The organism is Pseudomonas nitroreducens NBRC 12694 (assembly GCF_002091755.1).
GTDB lineage: Bacteria > Pseudomonadota > Gammaproteobacteria > Pseudomonadales > Pseudomonadaceae > Pseudomonas > Pseudomonas nitroreducens.
The window spans coordinates 639,625-655,483 of record NZ_BDAI01000002.1; the positions used below are offsets into that span (position 1 = coordinate 639,625).

General features: G+C 66.2%; 13 protein-coding genes and 1 pseudogene. 8 read left to right on the plus strand and 6 right to left on the minus strand.

Translation table 11 applies throughout. The features are described from left to right. Window positions 1-32: 32 nt before the first annotated feature. From PNI01S_RS08740 to PNI01S_RS08760, 5 genes are all read left to right on the plus strand, one after another. On the plus strand, window positions 33-1,193 hold the full coding sequence (locus PNI01S_RS08740) for an acyl-CoA dehydrogenase family protein (protein WP_084357866.1): 1,161 nt from the start codon (window positions 33-35) through the stop codon (window positions 1,191-1,193). Between the two features lie 19 nt (window positions 1,194-1,212). After that, the gene (locus PNI01S_RS08745) at window positions 1,213-2,562 is read left to right on the plus strand and encodes an MmgE/PrpD family protein (protein ID WP_084357868.1); all 1,350 of its coding nucleotides are present in this window, start codon (window positions 1,213-1,215) and stop codon (window positions 2,560-2,562) included. Between the two features lie 79 nt (window positions 2,563-2,641). Then, window positions 2,642-3,832 carry a CaiB/BaiF CoA transferase family protein gene (locus PNI01S_RS08750; RefSeq protein WP_084357870.1) on the plus strand — a complete coding sequence of 397 codons (1,191 nt, stop codon included), beginning with the start codon at window positions 2,642-2,644 and terminating at the stop codon, window positions 3,830-3,832. Between the two features lie 14 nt (window positions 3,833-3,846). Continuing rightward, on the plus strand, window positions 3,847-4,680 hold the full coding sequence (locus PNI01S_RS08755; RefSeq protein ID WP_038803211.1) for an HpcH/HpaI aldolase/citrate lyase family protein: 834 nt from the start codon (window positions 3,847-3,849) through the stop codon (window positions 4,678-4,680). Window positions 4,681-4,917: 237 nt separating this feature from the next. Then, on the plus strand, window positions 4,918-6,645 hold the full coding sequence (locus PNI01S_RS08760) for a SulP family inorganic anion transporter (protein WP_084357872.1): 1,728 nt from the start codon (window positions 4,918-4,920) through the stop codon (window positions 6,643-6,645). A 72-nt stretch (window positions 6,646-6,717) separates the two neighbouring features. Here the strand turns inward: PNI01S_RS08760 and PNI01S_RS08765 are convergent, their stop codons facing one another. Next, window positions 6,718-7,458 (minus strand): hypothetical protein, encoded by a 741-nt coding sequence (locus PNI01S_RS08765; protein ID WP_084357874.1) that lies wholly within the window; start codon window positions 7,456-7,458, stop codon window positions 6,718-6,720. Between the two features lie 206 nt (window positions 7,459-7,664). On the opposite strand from PNI01S_RS08765, the gene katE reads away from it, so the two are divergent. Continuing rightward, on the plus strand, window positions 7,665-9,821 hold the full coding sequence (gene katE / locus PNI01S_RS08770; RefSeq protein WP_231387704.1) for a catalase HPII: 2,157 nt from the start codon (window positions 7,665-7,667) through the stop codon (window positions 9,819-9,821). Between the two features lie 104 nt (window positions 9,822-9,925). Here katE and PNI01S_RS08775 read toward each other — a convergent pair. The 5 genes and pseudogenes from PNI01S_RS08775 to PNI01S_RS08795 all read right to left on the minus strand — a co-directional run. After that, a pseudogene (locus tag PNI01S_RS08775) lies at window positions 9,926-10,462 on the minus strand (glycogen/starch synthase); the annotation flags it as partial. Window positions 10,463-11,052: 590 nt separating this feature from the next. Further along, the gene (locus tag PNI01S_RS08780) at window positions 11,053-11,706 is read right to left on the minus strand and encodes a glycosyltransferase family 2 protein (protein WP_084357878.1); all 654 of its coding nucleotides are present in this window, start codon (window positions 11,704-11,706) and stop codon (window positions 11,053-11,055) included. Continuing rightward, window positions 11,703-12,293, minus strand: a complete 591-nt coding sequence (locus PNI01S_RS08785; protein ID WP_256576573.1) for a methyltransferase domain-containing protein — start codon at window positions 12,291-12,293, stop codon at window positions 11,703-11,705. Before PNI01S_RS08785 ends, PNI01S_RS08780 begins: the two co-directional genes overlap by 4 nt. Beyond that, window positions 12,290-13,036 carry a PIG-L deacetylase family protein gene (locus tag PNI01S_RS08790; protein ID WP_084357880.1) on the minus strand — a complete coding sequence of 249 codons (747 nt, stop codon included), beginning with the start codon at window positions 13,034-13,036 and terminating at the stop codon, window positions 12,290-12,292. Before PNI01S_RS08790 ends, PNI01S_RS08785 begins: the two co-directional genes overlap by 4 nt. After that, window positions 13,033-14,052 carry an acyl-CoA dehydrogenase family protein gene (locus tag PNI01S_RS08795; RefSeq protein WP_024762567.1) on the minus strand — a complete coding sequence of 340 codons (1,020 nt, stop codon included), beginning with the start codon at window positions 14,050-14,052 and terminating at the stop codon, window positions 13,033-13,035. The genes PNI01S_RS08790 and PNI01S_RS08795 overlap by 4 nt, the downstream gene beginning before the upstream one ends. Window positions 14,053-14,493: 441 nt before the next feature. On the opposite strand from PNI01S_RS08795, the gene PNI01S_RS08800 reads away from it, so the two are divergent. Then, window positions 14,494-14,931 carry a PRC-barrel domain-containing protein gene (locus tag PNI01S_RS08800; RefSeq protein WP_024762568.1) on the plus strand — a complete coding sequence of 146 codons (438 nt, stop codon included), beginning with the start codon at window positions 14,494-14,496 and terminating at the stop codon, window positions 14,929-14,931. A 259-nt stretch (window positions 14,932-15,190) separates the two neighbouring features. Then, window positions 15,191-15,661: a low affinity iron permease family protein gene (locus tag PNI01S_RS08805; RefSeq protein ID WP_256576577.1), complete on the plus strand. Its 471-nt coding sequence runs from the start codon at window positions 15,191-15,193 to the stop codon at window positions 15,659-15,661. Window positions 15,662-15,859: the final 198 nt, after the last annotated feature.

Here is a 15,859-nt window from a genome sequence, read left to right on the forward strand (position 1 = left end):
CCTCCCAACAAGAAAAGAGCAAAGGTGATTCGATGACTTCCACCCCCGAAGAACTCCAGGCCATCCGTGAAGGCGTGCGCGCCCTGTGTGCGGAGTTCCCCGCCGAGTACTGGCGCCGGATCGATGAAGAGAAAGGCTTCCCCGAGGACTTCGTCCGCGCCATGACCGAAGCCGGCTGGCTCTCCGCGATGATCCCGGAAGAGTACGGCGGCTCGGGCCTGGGGCTGGCCGAGGCCTCGGTGATCCTGGAGGAGGTGAACCGCTGCGGCGGCAACTCCGGCACCATCCACGGGCAGATGTACAACATGTTCACCCTGTTGCGGAACGGCAGCGCCGAGCAGAAGGCCTACTACCTGCCCAGGCTCGCCAACGGCGAGCTGCGCCTGCAATCCATGGGCGTCACCGAACCCACCACCGGCACCGACACCACCAAGATCAAGACCACTGCCGTGCGCCAGGGCGACAAGTACGTGATCAACGGCCAGAAGGTATGGATCTCGCGCGTCCAGCATTCCGACCTGATGATCCTGCTGGCCCGCACCACGCCGCTGGCCGAGGTGAAGAAGAAGTCCGAAGGCATGTCGATCTTTATCGTCGACCTGCGCGAGGCCATCGGCAACGGCCTGACCGTGCAGCCGATCGCCAACATGGTCAACCACGAGACCAACGAGCTGTTCTTCGACAACCTGGAAATCCCCGCCGGCAACCTGATCGGCGAGGAGGGCAAGGGCTTCAAGTACATCCTCGACGGCCTCAATGCCGAGCGCACGCTGATTGCCGCCGAGTGCATCGGCGATGGCCGCTGGTTCACCGAGAAGTCCGCGCAGTACGCCCGTGACCGCGTGGTGTTCGGCCGCCCGATCGGGCAGAACCAGGGCGTGCAGTTCCCCATCGCCGAGGCGCACATCGAGATCGAGGCCGCCGACCTGATGCGCTGGCGCGCCTGCGAGGAGTACGACAACGGCAAGAACGCCGGCGCCGCCGCCAACATGGCCAAGTACCTGGCGGCCAAGGCCAGCTGGGAGGCCGCCAACGCCTGCCTGCAGACCCACGGCGGTTTCGGCTTCGCCAACGAGTACGACGTCGAGCGCAAGTTCCGCGAGACGCGCCTGTACCAGGTGGCGCCGATCTCCACCAACCTGATCCTGTCCTACGTGGCCGAGCACCTGCTCGAACTGCCGCGCTCCTTCTGACGAACCGGGACGACAAGCGATGAACAATACCCACGCCCTGGCCGAGTTCCTTGCCGGCCTGCGTTACGAAGACCTGCCCGCGGCAGTGGTCGAGTACACCGAAGAACTGTTCCTCGACTGGCTCGGCTCGGCCCTGGCCAGCCAGAACCGCCATCCGATCCCGCTGTTCCAGCGCTATACCCGGCGCATGGGCCCTGCGAGCGGGAAGAGCCGCGTACTGGTGGACGGCAGCTCGACTTCCGCCTACTTCGCCGCGCTGGTCAACGGCGCCAGTTCGCACCTGGTGGAACAGGACGACCTGCACAACAGCTCCGTGCTGCACCCGGCCACCGTGGTCTTCCCGGCGGCCCTGGCGGCCGCGCAGGAACTGGGCAAGTCCGGCCGCGAGCTGATCCTCGCCAGCGTCGCCGGCTACGAGGCGGGCATCCGCATCGGCGAGTTCCTCGGCCGCTCGCACTACCGCATCTTCCACACCACCGCCACGGTCGGCACCCTGGCCGCCGCGGTGGCGGTGGGCAAGCTGCTGGGGCTGGACAGCCGCCAGTTCGTCAACTGCCTGGGCAGCGCCGGTACCCAGGCCGCCGGCCTCTGGGAATTCCTGCGCGACGCTGCCGATTCCAAGCAGCTGCACACCGCGAAGGCGGCTGCCGACGGCCTGCTCGCCGCCTACCTGACGGCCGATGGCCTGACCGGCGCGCAGAACATCCTCGAAGGCGAGCAGGGCATGGCGGCCGGCATGTCCAGCGACGCCGACCCGAGCCGTCTGGTGGACGGCCTGGGCACCCGCTGGGCACTGTGCGAGACCTGCTACAAGTTCCACGCCTCCTGCCGCCATACCCATCCTGCCGCCGACGCGCTGCTCGGCCTGATGCAGCGCGAAGGGCTGGCGCACGGCGATATCGCCAAGGTCACCACCCGCGTGCACCAGGGCGCCATCGATGTGCTCGGCCGTGTGCTGGTGCCGCAGACGGTGCACCAGGCGAAGTTCTCCATGGGCACCGTGCTGGGCCTGATCGCCGTGCACGGCAAGGCCGGGCTGGTGGAGTTCGAGGAGTTTTCCCTGAAGGATCCAAACGTCGCGGCCTTCCGCGAGAAGGTCGCCATGCAGCTCGATGCGGAAGTGGACGGCGCCTACCCGCAACGCTGGCTGGGCCGCGTCGACGTGCTCACCACCGACGGTCGCCAGCTGCACGGCGCCATCGACGAGCCCAAGGGCGATCCGGGCAATGGCCTGAGCCGTGCCGAACTGGAAGACAAGTTCCGCCGCCTGCTGGCCTTCGCCGGCCAGCGCGGCAGCGCCGAAGCGGATCGGCTGGTGCAGGCCAGCTGGCGGCTGCACCAGCTGTCGAACCTCGACGACTTCCGCTGAAACAGACTCGCGGGCGCCTAGGCCGCCCGATCCCACCGAATCGTAGCGTCGGCCACCCGGCCGGCGTCTGGAGTTGCCCATGAGTTCGCGTCCCCTCGACGGGATTACCGTCGTCAGCCTGGAACACGCCATCGCGGCACCGTTCTGCACCCGCCAGTTGGCCGACCTCGGCGCCCGCGTGATCAAGATCGAGCGCCCCGGCGTCGGCGACTTCGCCCGCGGTTACGACGAGCGTGTGCGCGGCCTGGCCTCGCATTTCGTCTGGACCAACCGGTCCAAGGAAAGCCTGTCGCTGGACCTCAAGCAGGAGCCGGCGCAGGCCGTGCTGGAGCAGTTGCTGGAGCAGGCCGACGTGCTGGTGCAGAACCTCGCTCCCGGCGCCGCTGCGCGCCTGGGCTTGTCGTTCGAAGCGCTGCACGAGCGCTTCCCGCGGCTGATCGTCTGCGATATTTCCGGTTACGGCGAAGGCGGCCCCTACGAGCAGAAGAAGGCCTATGACCTGCTGATCCAGAGTGAAAGTGGCTTCCTCTCGGTCACCGGCGGCCCCGGCGCCGACGAGATGGCCAAGGCCGGGTGCTCGATCGCCGATATCTCCGCCGGCATGTACGCCTACAGCGGCATCCTTTCGGCCCTGCTGCTGCGTGGCAGGACCGGCGAGGGCAGCCGCGTCGAGGTGTCGATGCTCGAAGGCATGGCCGAGTGGATGGGCTTCCCCATGTACTACGCCTTCGAAGGCCAGTCGCAGCCACCGCGCGCCGGCGCCGCCCACGCCACCATCTATCCCTACGGGCCGTTCCCCACCGGCGATGGCGGCAGCGTCATGCTCGGCGTGCAGAACGAGCGCGAATGGAAGCTGTTCTGCGAGGTCGTCCTGCAGCGTCCGGAGCTGGCGGCCGACCCCCGCTTTACCGCGACCAGCCTGCGCGTGGCCAATCGCGATGCCCTGCGTGCACTGATCGTCGAAGCCTTTGCCGGCCTCGACGCCGAGCAGGTGGTCGGGCGCCTGGAACAGGCACAGATCGCCAACGCCCACGTCAATGACATGCGCGGCCTGTGGCAGCATCCGCAGCTGGCCGCCCGCGACCGCTGGCGCGAGATCGACAGCCCGGCCGGCCGCCTGCCGGCGCTGTTGCCGCCGGTGAACAGCAACGCCTATGCCCCGCGCATGGACGCCGTGCCGGCGCTGGGCGAACAGACGGATGACCTGCTCCGGGAACTGGGGTATACCCCCGGTGATATCCAGCGCCTGCACGAGCAGGGCGCGGTATGACCCAGGAGAGCCCAATGATTCAGGATACCCCGGCGGATTCCATCGTACGGACCGCGCTGTTCGTTCCCGGCAGCCGCCCGGAGCGCTTCGCCAAGGCCTTGGCCAGCGGCGCCGACGCAGTGATCGTCGACTTCGAGGACGCCGTCGAGGCATCGCTCAAGGCCCGGGCGCGGGAAAACCTCGAAAGCTTCCTCGACGCCAATCCGGAGGCGCGCGTGCGGGTACGGGTGAACGCCGCCGGCGATCCGCAGCAGGCGGCCGACCTCGAACTTTGCGGGCGCCTGCCGGGCGTCACCGGCATCCTGCTGCCCAAGGCCGAACGCGCCATGCAGGTGCGCATCGCCGCTGCCTCCGGCAAGCCGGTGTGGCCGCTGATCGAGAGCGCCCGCGGCCTGCTCGCGCTGGGGGAGATCGCCGCCTGCGAGGGCGTCGAGCGCCTGACCTTCGGCGGCCTCGACCTGGCGCTGGATATCGGCATGAGCAGCGGCACCCAGGCCGCCGCGGTGGTCTACGACCAGGTACGCCTGAGCCTGCTGCTGCATTCGCGGGTGAACGACCTGCAGCCGCCGCTGGATACCGTGTTCCCCGCCTTCGACGATGCCGAAGGGTTCGCCGCGACCATCCGTCATGGTCGCGACCTCGGCCTGCTCGGCGCCCTGTGCATCCATCCCCGACAGGTCGCTGTGGCCCATGCGGCGCTGGCCCCCGGCGCTGAGGAACTGGACTGGGCACGCCGGGTGGTAGAGGCCTCGCAAGGCGGCGCGGCGGCCTTCCAGGTCGACGGGCAGATGGTCGACGCGCCGGTGCTGGCCCGCGCCCGGCGGCTGCTGGCCAGCGCCGGCGGCTGAACGACCATCTGCAGTAACGAGCTTGCTGCGAACCTTTTCCGCCGGTCGCCGGTGCCAATCGTTCGCAAGCAAGCTCGCTCCTGCATGGTCGGCCGGTTTTCGCGAAACGCCTCGGCAACGCAAAACCGCGATCTTGACCGAGAGCACCGTCAAGGGACAGGTGGCTGATCTAGGCTAGGGGACACAAGGCTCCCATGCGCGGGCCTTCGCAGCAGTGCCCCGGAGCCTTTCGACCCCATGCCCGATACCTCACCACGGCAATCCTCCCGCTTCGACTGGCAGCGTTGGCTGCCAGGGCTGGCCACCCTGTGCAACTACCAGGCGAGCTGGCTGCCCAGGGACCTGGCCGCCGGCCTGGTGCTGACCACCATGCTGGTGCCGGTGGGCATCGCCTACGCCGAGGCTTCCGGCGTACCGGGCATCTACGGGCTGTACGCGACCATCATTCCCTTGCTGGCCTATGCGCTGTTCGGCCCGAGCCGCATCCTCGTGCTTGGCCCGGACTCCGCGCTGGCCGCGCCGATTCTCGCGGTGGTGCTGGTGCAGGCGGCAGGCGATCCGCAGCGAGCCATCGCCATCGCCAGCCTGATGGCGCTGGTCTCCGGCGTAGTCTGCATGGTCGCCGGGCTGCTGCGCCTGGGCTTCATCACCGAACTGCTGTCCAAGCCGATCCGCTACGGCTACATGAACGGCATCGCCCTGACGGTGCTGATCAGCCAGTTGCCCAAGCTGTTCGATCTTTCCGTCGAGAGCCGGGGGCCGCTGCAGGACCTCTGGTCATTGGGCCGGGCGCTGCTGGGCGGGCAGGCCAACTGGCCGAGTTTCGCGGTGGGTGGAGGCTGCCTGGTGCTGATCCTCGCACTCAAGCGCTACCGGCGCCTTCCGGGCATTCTCATCGCGGTGGTGCTGGCGACCCTGTCGGTCAGCCTGTTCGACCTCGGCAGCCGCGGCGTCAAGGTGCTCGGCGAGTTGCCCCAGGGGCTGCCAGGGTTTTCGTTTCCCTGGGTGAGCGGCATCGATCTGGTGGAAGTGCTGCTGGGCGGTATCGCCGTGGCGCTGGTGTCATTCGCCGACACCAGTGTGCTGTCGCGCACCTACGCGGCGAGGCTGAAGACGCCGGTGAACCCCAACCAGGAAATGTTCGGCCTGGGCGTGGCGAACTTCGCTTCCGGGCTGTTCCAGGGCATTCCCATCAGCAGCAGCTCCTCGCGTACGCCGGTCGCCGAGGCCGCAGGGGCAAAGACCCAGCTCACCGGCATCGTCGGTGCCCTGGCGGTGACCCTGTTGCTGCTGGCGGCGCCCAACCTGATGCAGCACCTGCCCACCAGTGCCCTGGCTGCGGTGGTGATCGCCGCGGCACTGGGGTTGTTCGAGTTCACCGACCTCAAGCGCATCTTCCGCCTGCAACAATGGGAGTTCTGGCTGTCCATGGGCTGCTTTGCCGGCGTGGCGGTGTTCGGGGCCATTCCAGGCATCTGCATCGCCGTGGTGATCGCGGTGATCGAGTTCCTCTGGGATGGCTGGCGACCGCACCATGCCGTGCTGGGCAGGGTGGACGGCGTGCGTGGTTATCACGACGTAACGCGTTACCCGAATGCGCGGCGCATTCCCGGCCTGGTGTTGCTGCGCTGGGATGCGCCGCTGTTCTTCGCCAATGCCGAGCAGTTCCAGAACCAGGTACTGGCGGCGCTAAACCAGTCCCCCACGCCCGTGCAGCGCCTGGTGATCGCGGCCAGCCCGGTGACCAGCATCGATATCACCTCCGCCGACATGCTCGCCGAGCTGGACAAGATCCTGGAGCAACGCGGGGTGGAGTTGCAGTTCGCCGAGATGAAGGACCCGGTGAAGGACAAGATGAAGCAGTTCGAGCTGTTCGAGGGCCTGGGTGAATCGGCATTCCACCCCACGGTGGGCGCCGCCGTGGATGCCTACCTGGCCGACTCCGGCGTGGACTGGGAGCCCTAGGCGCCTGTCGATCAGACGGCGCCCAGGGCTACAGCGGAGCAGGGCGCAAGGCTCAACATGACGGTGGCGAATCTAGAGCTTCCAGATGGGGCCGTAGGTGCCAAAACACGCGTTCGATAGCGCCTGCTTGCGAACGCCGTGAGTCTGGTAGCCGCCGAATTCGTTGATTTCCAGGGTCAATTGCGGGGTCAGCTCCTTGCCGCTCTTGAGGCGGACGCTGTCGAACACCCGCAGCTTCTTGCCGGTATTGACCACGCTGGTCTCCATCCAGGCCTCGGGCGTACTGGCTTCATCCAGGCGGGCCAGCAGTGCGTTATAGAGGGGCAGGTAGCGACCGTCCGGAGCCTTGCAGTCGATGTTGATCTTCTTCACCAGGGCCTCGGCCTCGGCGGAGCTGAAATATAACCGGCTGCCAAAATCGCGCTGAAGCCTGTCGACGTAGGAACCCTGGTCGCCACCCGTTGCGGTGGCAACCGTCGCAACATCGGCGGCCTGCCCGGCAAGCTCAGCCTGGCAGGCCTGCCGGCTCTTGTAGAAGGTGTGCGAAACCCTGACGCCAGACGGTTTGTAGATTGCAGAAGCGATCAGTACCTGGCCGTCGGTACTCACCAGGTCGCCATCCGGAATGTACTCACCGCCCTTGCCCCATACGCCATCCGGGAGACCACCTGGCCACTCGACGCAGGAGGGCTGCTGGATATCGCGGCGCAACTCGTAAACGCGCCCCTGGAGAAAGGCCTGCGTATTTTCGGCAACGCTCGGAAAAGATGTCAGCGACAGGCAGGATGCGATGAATAGCCGAGTCCAATTCAAGAAGCGTCTCCTTGTCGCCCGTCGACCTGTCGGCGGGCATTTGTGACTCAGGATAGCTGCGTATCGCGTCGACACAGGGCGAAGAAATCATCCGGAACGATCAGGGCGTCGCCGGGCCTGCTTCGCCAAATATCTGAACTCTGCGCCAGAGGTCTGTCCCAACAGGTAGAACCCGGCGCCGACGTCCATCCCAACAGGGCGCCATTCTGCATCCTGATGAGGAGGACCCTACCGTGGCCAAGAAACCCACCATCAAGCGAAGCGATCTGGCTGGCACCGACACCACCGACCGCCGTAACCGCAACGAGAAGATCGAGCAACTGGAGCCCCACCGCGAGGACGCCACGGGGGAGGCGCTCACCACCAATACCAACGTGCGCATCGCCGATAACCAGAACAGCCTGCGCGCAGGGGAGCGCGGACCTTCGCTGCTGGAAGACTTCATCCTGCGGGAGAAGATCACCCACTTCGACCATGAGCGGATTCCCGAGCGCATCGTGCATGCGCGGGGCGCAGCGGCCCATGGCTATTTCGAATGCTACGAGGACTGGAGCCAGCTGACCAAGGCGGCGTTTCTCGGCAAGGCGGGCCTGCGTACGCCGGTGTTCGTGCGCTTCTCCACCGTGCAGGGGCCGCGCGGGTCGGCGGACACGGTGCGCGACGTTCGCGGCTTCGCGGTGAAGTTCTATACCGAGGAGGGCAACTACGACCTGGTTGGCAACAACATGCCGGTGTTCTTCATCCAGGATGCGATCAAGTTTCCCGACTTCGTCCACGCGGTGAAGCCCGAGCCGCACAACGAGATTCCTACCGGCGGTTCGGCCCATGACACCTTCTGGGACTTCGTCTCGCTGACGCCCGAGTCCGCGCACATGGTCATGTGGGCCATGTCGGACCGCGCCATTCCGATTTCCCTGCGGCATATCCAGGGCTTTGGCGTGCATACCTTCCGTCTGATCAATGCGGCGGGCGACAGTGTGTTCGTCAAGTTCCATTGGCGGCCGAAGTCCGGTGTCTGCTCGCTGGTCTGGGACGAAGCGCAGAAGCTGGCCGGCAAGGATGCGGACTTCCATCGCCGCACCCTATGGGACGACATCGAAAGCGGCGACTACCCCGAATGGGAGCTGGGCGTGCAGGTGATCGCCGAAGCCGACCAGGACAAGTTCGACTTCGACCTGCTCGATCCCACCAAACTGGTGCCCGAGGAGCTTGTTCCCGTGAAGCTGCTGGGCCGCATGGTGCTGAACCGCAACCCGGACAACTTCTTCGCCGAAACCGAGCAGGCGGCGTTCCACCCCGGCCATGTGGTGCCGGGCATCGATTTCAGCAATGACCCGCTGCTGCAGGGGCGGCTGTTCTCCTATACCGACACCCAGCTGTCGCGCCTTGGCGGGCCGAACTTCAACCAGATTCCGATCAACCAGCCGCTGTGCCCGTTCCACAACAACCAGCGCGACGGCCTGCACCAGCACATGCTGCACAAGGGCCGCGCCGCCTACGAACCCAATTCCATCGACAACGGCTGGCCCAAGGAAACCCCGCCCGCCGCGCGCCACGGCGGTTTCACCAGCTATCCGGAAACCATGACCGGCACCAAGGTCCGCGTACGGGCCGATTCCTTCGCCGACCATTTCACCCAGGCCGCGCTGTTCTACCACAGCCTCAGTAAGGCGGAGCAGGGCCATGTGGTTTCGGCCTATGCGTTCGAGCTGTCGAAGGTCGAGCGAATGGCGATTCGCGAGCGCGAGGTCAACCAGATTCTCGCCAATATCTGCCCGAAACTTGCCGAGCGCGTGGCCCAGCGTATCGGGGTGAAACTCACCAACAGGAAGGCCCAGGTTCCGCAGCCCAAGCCATCGCCGGCCTTGAGCCAGGCCAACCTGCTGGCCGGCGATATCCGCTCCCGCAAGGTGGCGATCCTGGTCGCCGATGGCGTCAAGGAAAGCGACGTCAAGGGCTTGCAGGATGCGCTGAAAAAGGCGGGGGCGAGCGCCAAGCTGATCGGCCCCAGTGCCGCCCCGGTGAAGTCCGAAACGGGTTCGGCGCTGGTGCCCGATGCCAGCTGGGACGGCCTGCCGTCGGTGGCTTTCGACGCGGTGTTCGTGCCCGGCGGCGCGAAATCCGTGCAGGCCATCGGTAGCGATGGCCGCGCGCTGCACTACCTGCTGGAGGCGTACAAGCACCTCAAGCCGCTGGCATTCGCCGGCGACGCCGGGAAGCTGCCGGCGCAGCTAGGCCTGCCCGCGGATGAAGGGGTGATCGACGGCAAGTCCGCCAGCGAAGTATTCGGCAAGTTGCAGGAGGCCTTGCTGCAGCACCGCATCTGGGGTCGTGAAGCCCATGCCGGGAAGATCCCCGCCTGAGCGGAGGGGCGGCGGCCGATGCTGCCGCCCCGTGCCCACCGGGCAGTCAACCTGAACTCCAGCCGCTGGTTCGGCTCAACCGGCCGACAGCCTTTGTCCGAGAACCGCAGGAGAGCACCATGACTGAGCGGGCAGGCGCCCTGATAACCGAGGTTATGGATGGTCAGTACGCTGGGCGTCGATTGTCCGCGCCAGGCCATATAGGCCGGAGCAAGAGCCGTGGGCCAGTCGTTCACGTGCAGCAGGTCCGGGCTCCATGCGAGTTCGCTCATGCCGGCAGCCAGGTCTGCGGCGGCGAGGCTCAACCGTGCAAAACGGATGTGGTTGTCGGCCCATTCATGGCCGTTCTGGTCTACATACGGGGTGCCGGGGCGGTCGTAGAGTTCCGGGCAGATCACCGCGTACACCACCAGCCCATCGGCGAGCTTGAGTTCGCCGATATCACAGGCGGGCAAGGCCGCGAGGCCGGGCAGGCGGCCAACCATCTTGCACGCCACGGCCCCCTTGAGTACCTGTGGGTAGCCGGGAATCAGCACGCGGATATCGTGGTCACCCAGCAGGGCACGGGGCAGGGCAGAGGAGACATCGCCCAGGCCGCCGGCCTTGACGAAATCTGAAAACTCCGAAGAGACGAAGAGAATCCGTTTGCGTCGCTGCGGCGGCGCACCATCGGCCGAGGGTACCGCGCTGAGGTTGATTGTGGCGTCTTCCAGACACACATCGGCCAGCTGGTTGCGCATCGTTCGTTCCTCTCTGTGTCAGCCGGGGCGTGGCTTTATCTGCCGGCCCTGCGGGTCTCCGTGGGTGGGTGCCGTCCTTCGGGTGACAGGGGGGCGGAGGGCGAAGTTTCGTCTTTCCGCCAGCAGGCCCGGTGGTCGGCCGCGGCCGGTTGCTCCTTCTGTACAGACAGGCGCCAGCTACCGAAATGTATGGGGTGGCTCCGGAACTGCTGTTGCTGCGGTCACTCAGGCAGGGGAAAAGGCCCCGCCGGTCAAGAAGCCCAATGGAAAGCCCCCGATGGTCACTTAAAGCCGTAAGCAGGGTCCGTACCAGTCGCCGGCTTGAAGCCAAGTAACTGAAAGAAAAGAGAAAAATCAAATGCGGCTGGCTATGTGCAACCAGCAAAATGCACGACCCGGCTTTCAGCCGGTTGCAATACGCCTTGCCGCTGCGCTTCGCGGGGTGGGTTGTGTTGGCTCTGATCGACGGATCATCGGGTGAACTCGTCCGTTCAGCGCGCCGAGAGATTCGCGAGGAACTCGCCGAAGCCGCCGGAGGCCCGATAATCGGCGCGCGCGCTGGTAGTGACGCAGGTCTGATGGGTCCAGACGATCCGCGCGCCGCTTCGCTCCAGGTCACGAACCAGGCAGACATCCTCGTTGCAGGGCAGGGGACGGAATCCCCCGGCCCGCTGATAAGCCCGGGCGCAGATGCCGAGGTTGGCTCCGTGGATGTGGCGATGGTCCTCGCGGCACTGGTAATGCTCTTCATGGCGAAGGCGCACCTGTTCGTCGTGGCCCGACCAATCCGATACCTGCACCGTGCCGCAGACGGCCTCGGCGCCGAAGGCCAGCTGGCGAACCAGCCAGTCATCGCTGACGCAGGTGTCGGCATCGGTGCAGGCGAGCCAGCGTGCGCCCTGGGCGAGCAGCCACGCGGCGCCGGCCCTGCGCGCATGACCGACATTGCGCTCGTGGACTTGCAGCACGGCGACGCCCAGCGAGGCGGCGACGGATTCGCTATCGTCGGAACAGGCGTCCAGCACCGCGAGGATGCACACCGGCTCGCCCTCCAGGCCGGGATGCAAGGCTGCCTGCTGCAGGGAGCGCAGGCAGGTTCCCAGCAGTGCGGCCTCGTTGTGCGCCGGTACGAGAATGCCAATCATCCGGGGGCCTCGTTGGCCCAGAGTTCCAGGCGGAAGTCGGTCTCCAGATGCTGCACGCTGGGCGCAAACCCCATCGCCAGGGTGATCGCCTCATGGACCTCGTCGCCGGTCAGCGTGCAGCCTTCGATCGGGTGCCGCCAGTGACAGGCCAGCAGTACGCCGCCCTCCGCCAGGCTCGCCGCCGCTTTCCGGCAAGTCCGCTGCCAGGCTTGCGCTCCCAGGTAGTAGCCCAGCTCACCCAGCACGATGAGTTCGAACCTCGCCTGCGGCCATTGCTCGGGCAGTGCCTGCCGCACCACGCGCACATTGCCTAGTCCAGCAAGGCGCTGGCGAGCCAGCGCGACAGCCTCCACGCTGTAATCGGCGCACAGCAGATGGTCGACCCGCCGGGCGAGCTCGACACTGGTTTCGCCGTTGGCACAGGCCGGTTCGTAGCCGCTGCGAAATCGCATGCGGGGGAGACAGGCGAGCAGCAGGTCGCGCTTGCGCTTCTCGTACCAGGAGGTTCGGAATGACCAGGGGTCCGGGTCATCGCGGTACAGCCGGTCGAAATGCTCGGGCGGCAGGGGTCGTTTCTCGGCGTTCACAGGAAATACACCTCGAAGGGCTGCAGCAGGGTCTCCAGCAACCGGGCGCTGAGGATCGGCGTGCTGCCTTGCAGTTGGCTGGCGTGGGCTTCGAGAGCCTGGCGCTTGCGTCGCAGCGCTTCGTCGTCAAGGTCCAGGCGGCGTGCGCGGCCCCAGGGCAGGCGCGGGTCACCGGGAAAGGCCCAGTGCCACGCCCAGATCGGAGTCTCGAAATGCCGGGCGCCGCACTCTGCCGCCAATTGCGCACAGGCGAGCCCGACCTGTTCGTGATCGCAATGGCCGTCCTCTCGCCAGGTACTGACCAGTCGATCGCCCGGGCGCAGCAGGGCGCGCAATGGGTCGCGAAGCGCTGCTGCGGTGACGCCGCCATCGGGCAATCGCAAGCGTCGCCACTGCCATTGGCCGAGATCGATGCCGAGGCGGGCGAGGGCGCTGCGGCTTTCGACGATTCGTGTCTGCCGCAGCGTGTCTGCTGTCCAGTGTGTGGAACCGGGATGGCTGGCTTCGCCATCCGTCACGGAAACCAGCAGGCCCGCGCAGTCCTGTGCCGCCAGGCTGGCAAGAAGCCCTCCGCAGCCCAGTACTTCATCGTCAGGATGCGGGGCGACGACGACCAATCGGCGCCCCGGCGGCACCAGTTCTTCGCGGCGGAGGCGCGGCAGTCGTTCGAGCTGGATGCATGAGCGCCACAGCGAAGGTGGCGTGCCCTGGGTTCCGGCTATGAGGTTCTGCGCCTGGCTCATAGTGCCCAGGACTCGATTTCGAGACGCTTCAGGTGCCTGCCCAGGTGGGCCAGGTCGCGCTCTCCGTGGCTCTGCCGGAGGAAGACCGGCAGGTCTGCGGCCAACCGAGCGAAGCGTCGGTCGCGGCAGAACGGCGTTGCCCCGAGTGCCCGGCCGACATGCCATTGCACGGCTTCGACAGCGCCTTCGACCTGGGCGCGAACCCGGCGGGCGGCCAGCTCCGAGGGAGCGGCGGGGTTCTCGTCGATCCACCCGGCGCATTCGCGAAGTGCCCCGGCGGCCCCGGCCAGGGCTGCATCGACCGCTCCCAGGTGCGCCATGGCATGGGGATCCTCGCTACGGCCCTGGCGAAGATAATCCGCCAGGCGACCCGCGGCGCCATACCAGCAAGCGGCGATGCCTGCGCCGCCATGCCAGAAGCCTGGACGTTCCAGGTACTCCTGCGGGCCGCCGACGCAGCGGGCCAGCGCCTGGTCGAAGGTCACCGCCACACTGCCCGTGGCTGCCATTCCCACGGCGTTCCAACCGCTGCTTCCGACGCTTACGCCAGGCTGGGCGAGGGGGACGGCCACCAGTTGGGTACGCTGCTGCTCATCTTTCACCGTGACCAATGCGTGCTCCGCCACGGCTGCGCCGGAACACCAGGGTTTGCTCCCGCTGATGCGTACATGGCCCGCCTCGCGAGCCACCACCTCGACACAGGGACTGGGCGGATCTGCCGCCCAGACGGCCCAGATTCCGCACTGGGGCTCGCCATCCAGCTCTGCCAGAATGGCCAGGGCGTCGGTGTGTCCCTCGTAGAGCTTGAGCAGGGATAGATCGCTGCCCGCCACAGCCGCCAGGGCTTGCCACCGCTCGAGGGTTGCGCCACTGGCGGGCAAGGGCAAACGATCAAGTCCGTCGTCGATCAACTGGCGCAGCGCGGCGCCGACAAAGGGCACCTGCTGAGAAGCGTCCTGCGGCAGTTCGAAGTCGCGCAGCAGATGAGACAGGGCGTGCGAGCGGTCGTGTTTCATGGCATTCCCCCTTTCGGAGCCTCTATGCCATGCCGACCTCGCGTTGCGGTTTGCGGTTCAAACCGATTTGTCCTGTGCCTTGCGGCCAATTCGGCGGCGCGCGGCCGGTATAGCGATGGCTGCCAAAACGCGCCCAGCAATCCGTACCGCTCGGGTGTTTTGCACAGGCCGCAAGGGCGGATCGGGCGTTCTGCTGATTGCACCGTGCGATCAATTCCTGGCCCAGCCGCTCTATCGCGTCCTCCTACGCTCAGGGACGAACCGGGCGTGGAACTTGCTGAATCAGTCTGGCACTTCACCCGAAGCTGCCGGAACCGGGCCACGCCCGGTCCCGCGCTGGATGCGCACGGCCCAAATCGTTCCGTGCGCACCTGGAGCAGAGTCGACCGCCCCGGTGCGAAGCTGCTCCAGCCTTCCGTGGCCAATGGCCAGGAGCACTCCATGAACTACGAAGATCGCGATACCTATGGCATGTACAAGAATCGCCCCGTCGCCGTCGAGGCCGACTCCAGTCGTGGGCCGGGCCCGCGCCTGATGGGCGCCGACACCCTGATCGGCAACGATGTCTACAACACCCGCGACGAAGACCTGGGCGACATCAAGGAGATCATGCTGGATACGCAGAGTGGCCGTGTCGCCTATGCGGTGCTGTCCTACGGCGGGTTCCTCGGCATGGGCGAGAAACTCTTTGCGGTGCCCTGGAGCGCGCTGCGCCTGGACACCGTCAACAAGCGCTTCGTCCTGGACGTTGACAAGGAACGTCTGTCCAGTGCGCCAGGGTTCGATAAACACGACTGGCCGGACATGCAGGACCCGACCTGGAGCCAGCAGATCCACGACTATTACGGCACCAAACCCACCGACGACCCGCGTTTCTGACGTTTGTCGCCTGGCCGATGCGCGGTGTTTCGCATCGGCCGGGAACAATGGCAACGCAGAGCTTCAAGACCGATCGCTACACCACTGGCAGTGCGGGCTCAGAGCAGATTTCTGAACTCCCCAGGCTGCCACGTCTCTACCGGTCAGGCCCCACTTCAGCGGAGTGCATGCCATGATCGGACCAGGATCGCGCGGTGATTTGCCTGCCCACGCTCAGCCCCAGCGGGGCGCCCCCTCAGCGGCGGGTCAACGGAAAGCAATTCCCCCTTCGCACGACCCCACGCAACCAGCAGCAGGGAAGAAGGGCGGGGCGGGCTTTTCACGCTTTGCCCAAGCCCTTTCGCAATGGGCCGGCCGCCCACTGACCTTCGCCCTGGCCTGCGTGCTGCTGGTGGCCTGGGCAATCAGCGGGCCGTTCTTTCACTTCAACGATACGTGGCAGCTGGTCATCAATACCTCGACCACCATCATCACCTTCCTCATGGTCTTCCTTATCCAGAGCACCCAGAACCGCGACACCGACGCGCTGCACATCAAGATCGACGAGTTGCTGCGTACCACCCACCACGCCCACCGCGTGCTGATGGGGCTGGACGACTTAGGCAGCGAGGAATTGCAGAAGCTGCGCAAGACCTACGAGGAGATCGGTGAGGAGAATGTGCAGGACGGTTCGCCACAGAAGGTGGCCGAGCATGAGGAAGAGGATCAGCGTGGGCCGGGCAGTTCTTGAAGCCGGTGAGTCGCCTTCAGCCCTTGGCTGTCGTCGTCATTTGTTGAGTGAGTCAATAGATGGCGGAGCGGCGCTTCGGCAGATCACCTCAAGTCTGCTCAGACCTGGGTCAACGCCATGAACCGTTGTGAAGACATGGCAGCCGATACCGTGGTCAGCCTAAGAGTGGGGTTGGCGTTCTGATTGAGCAGACAGAGA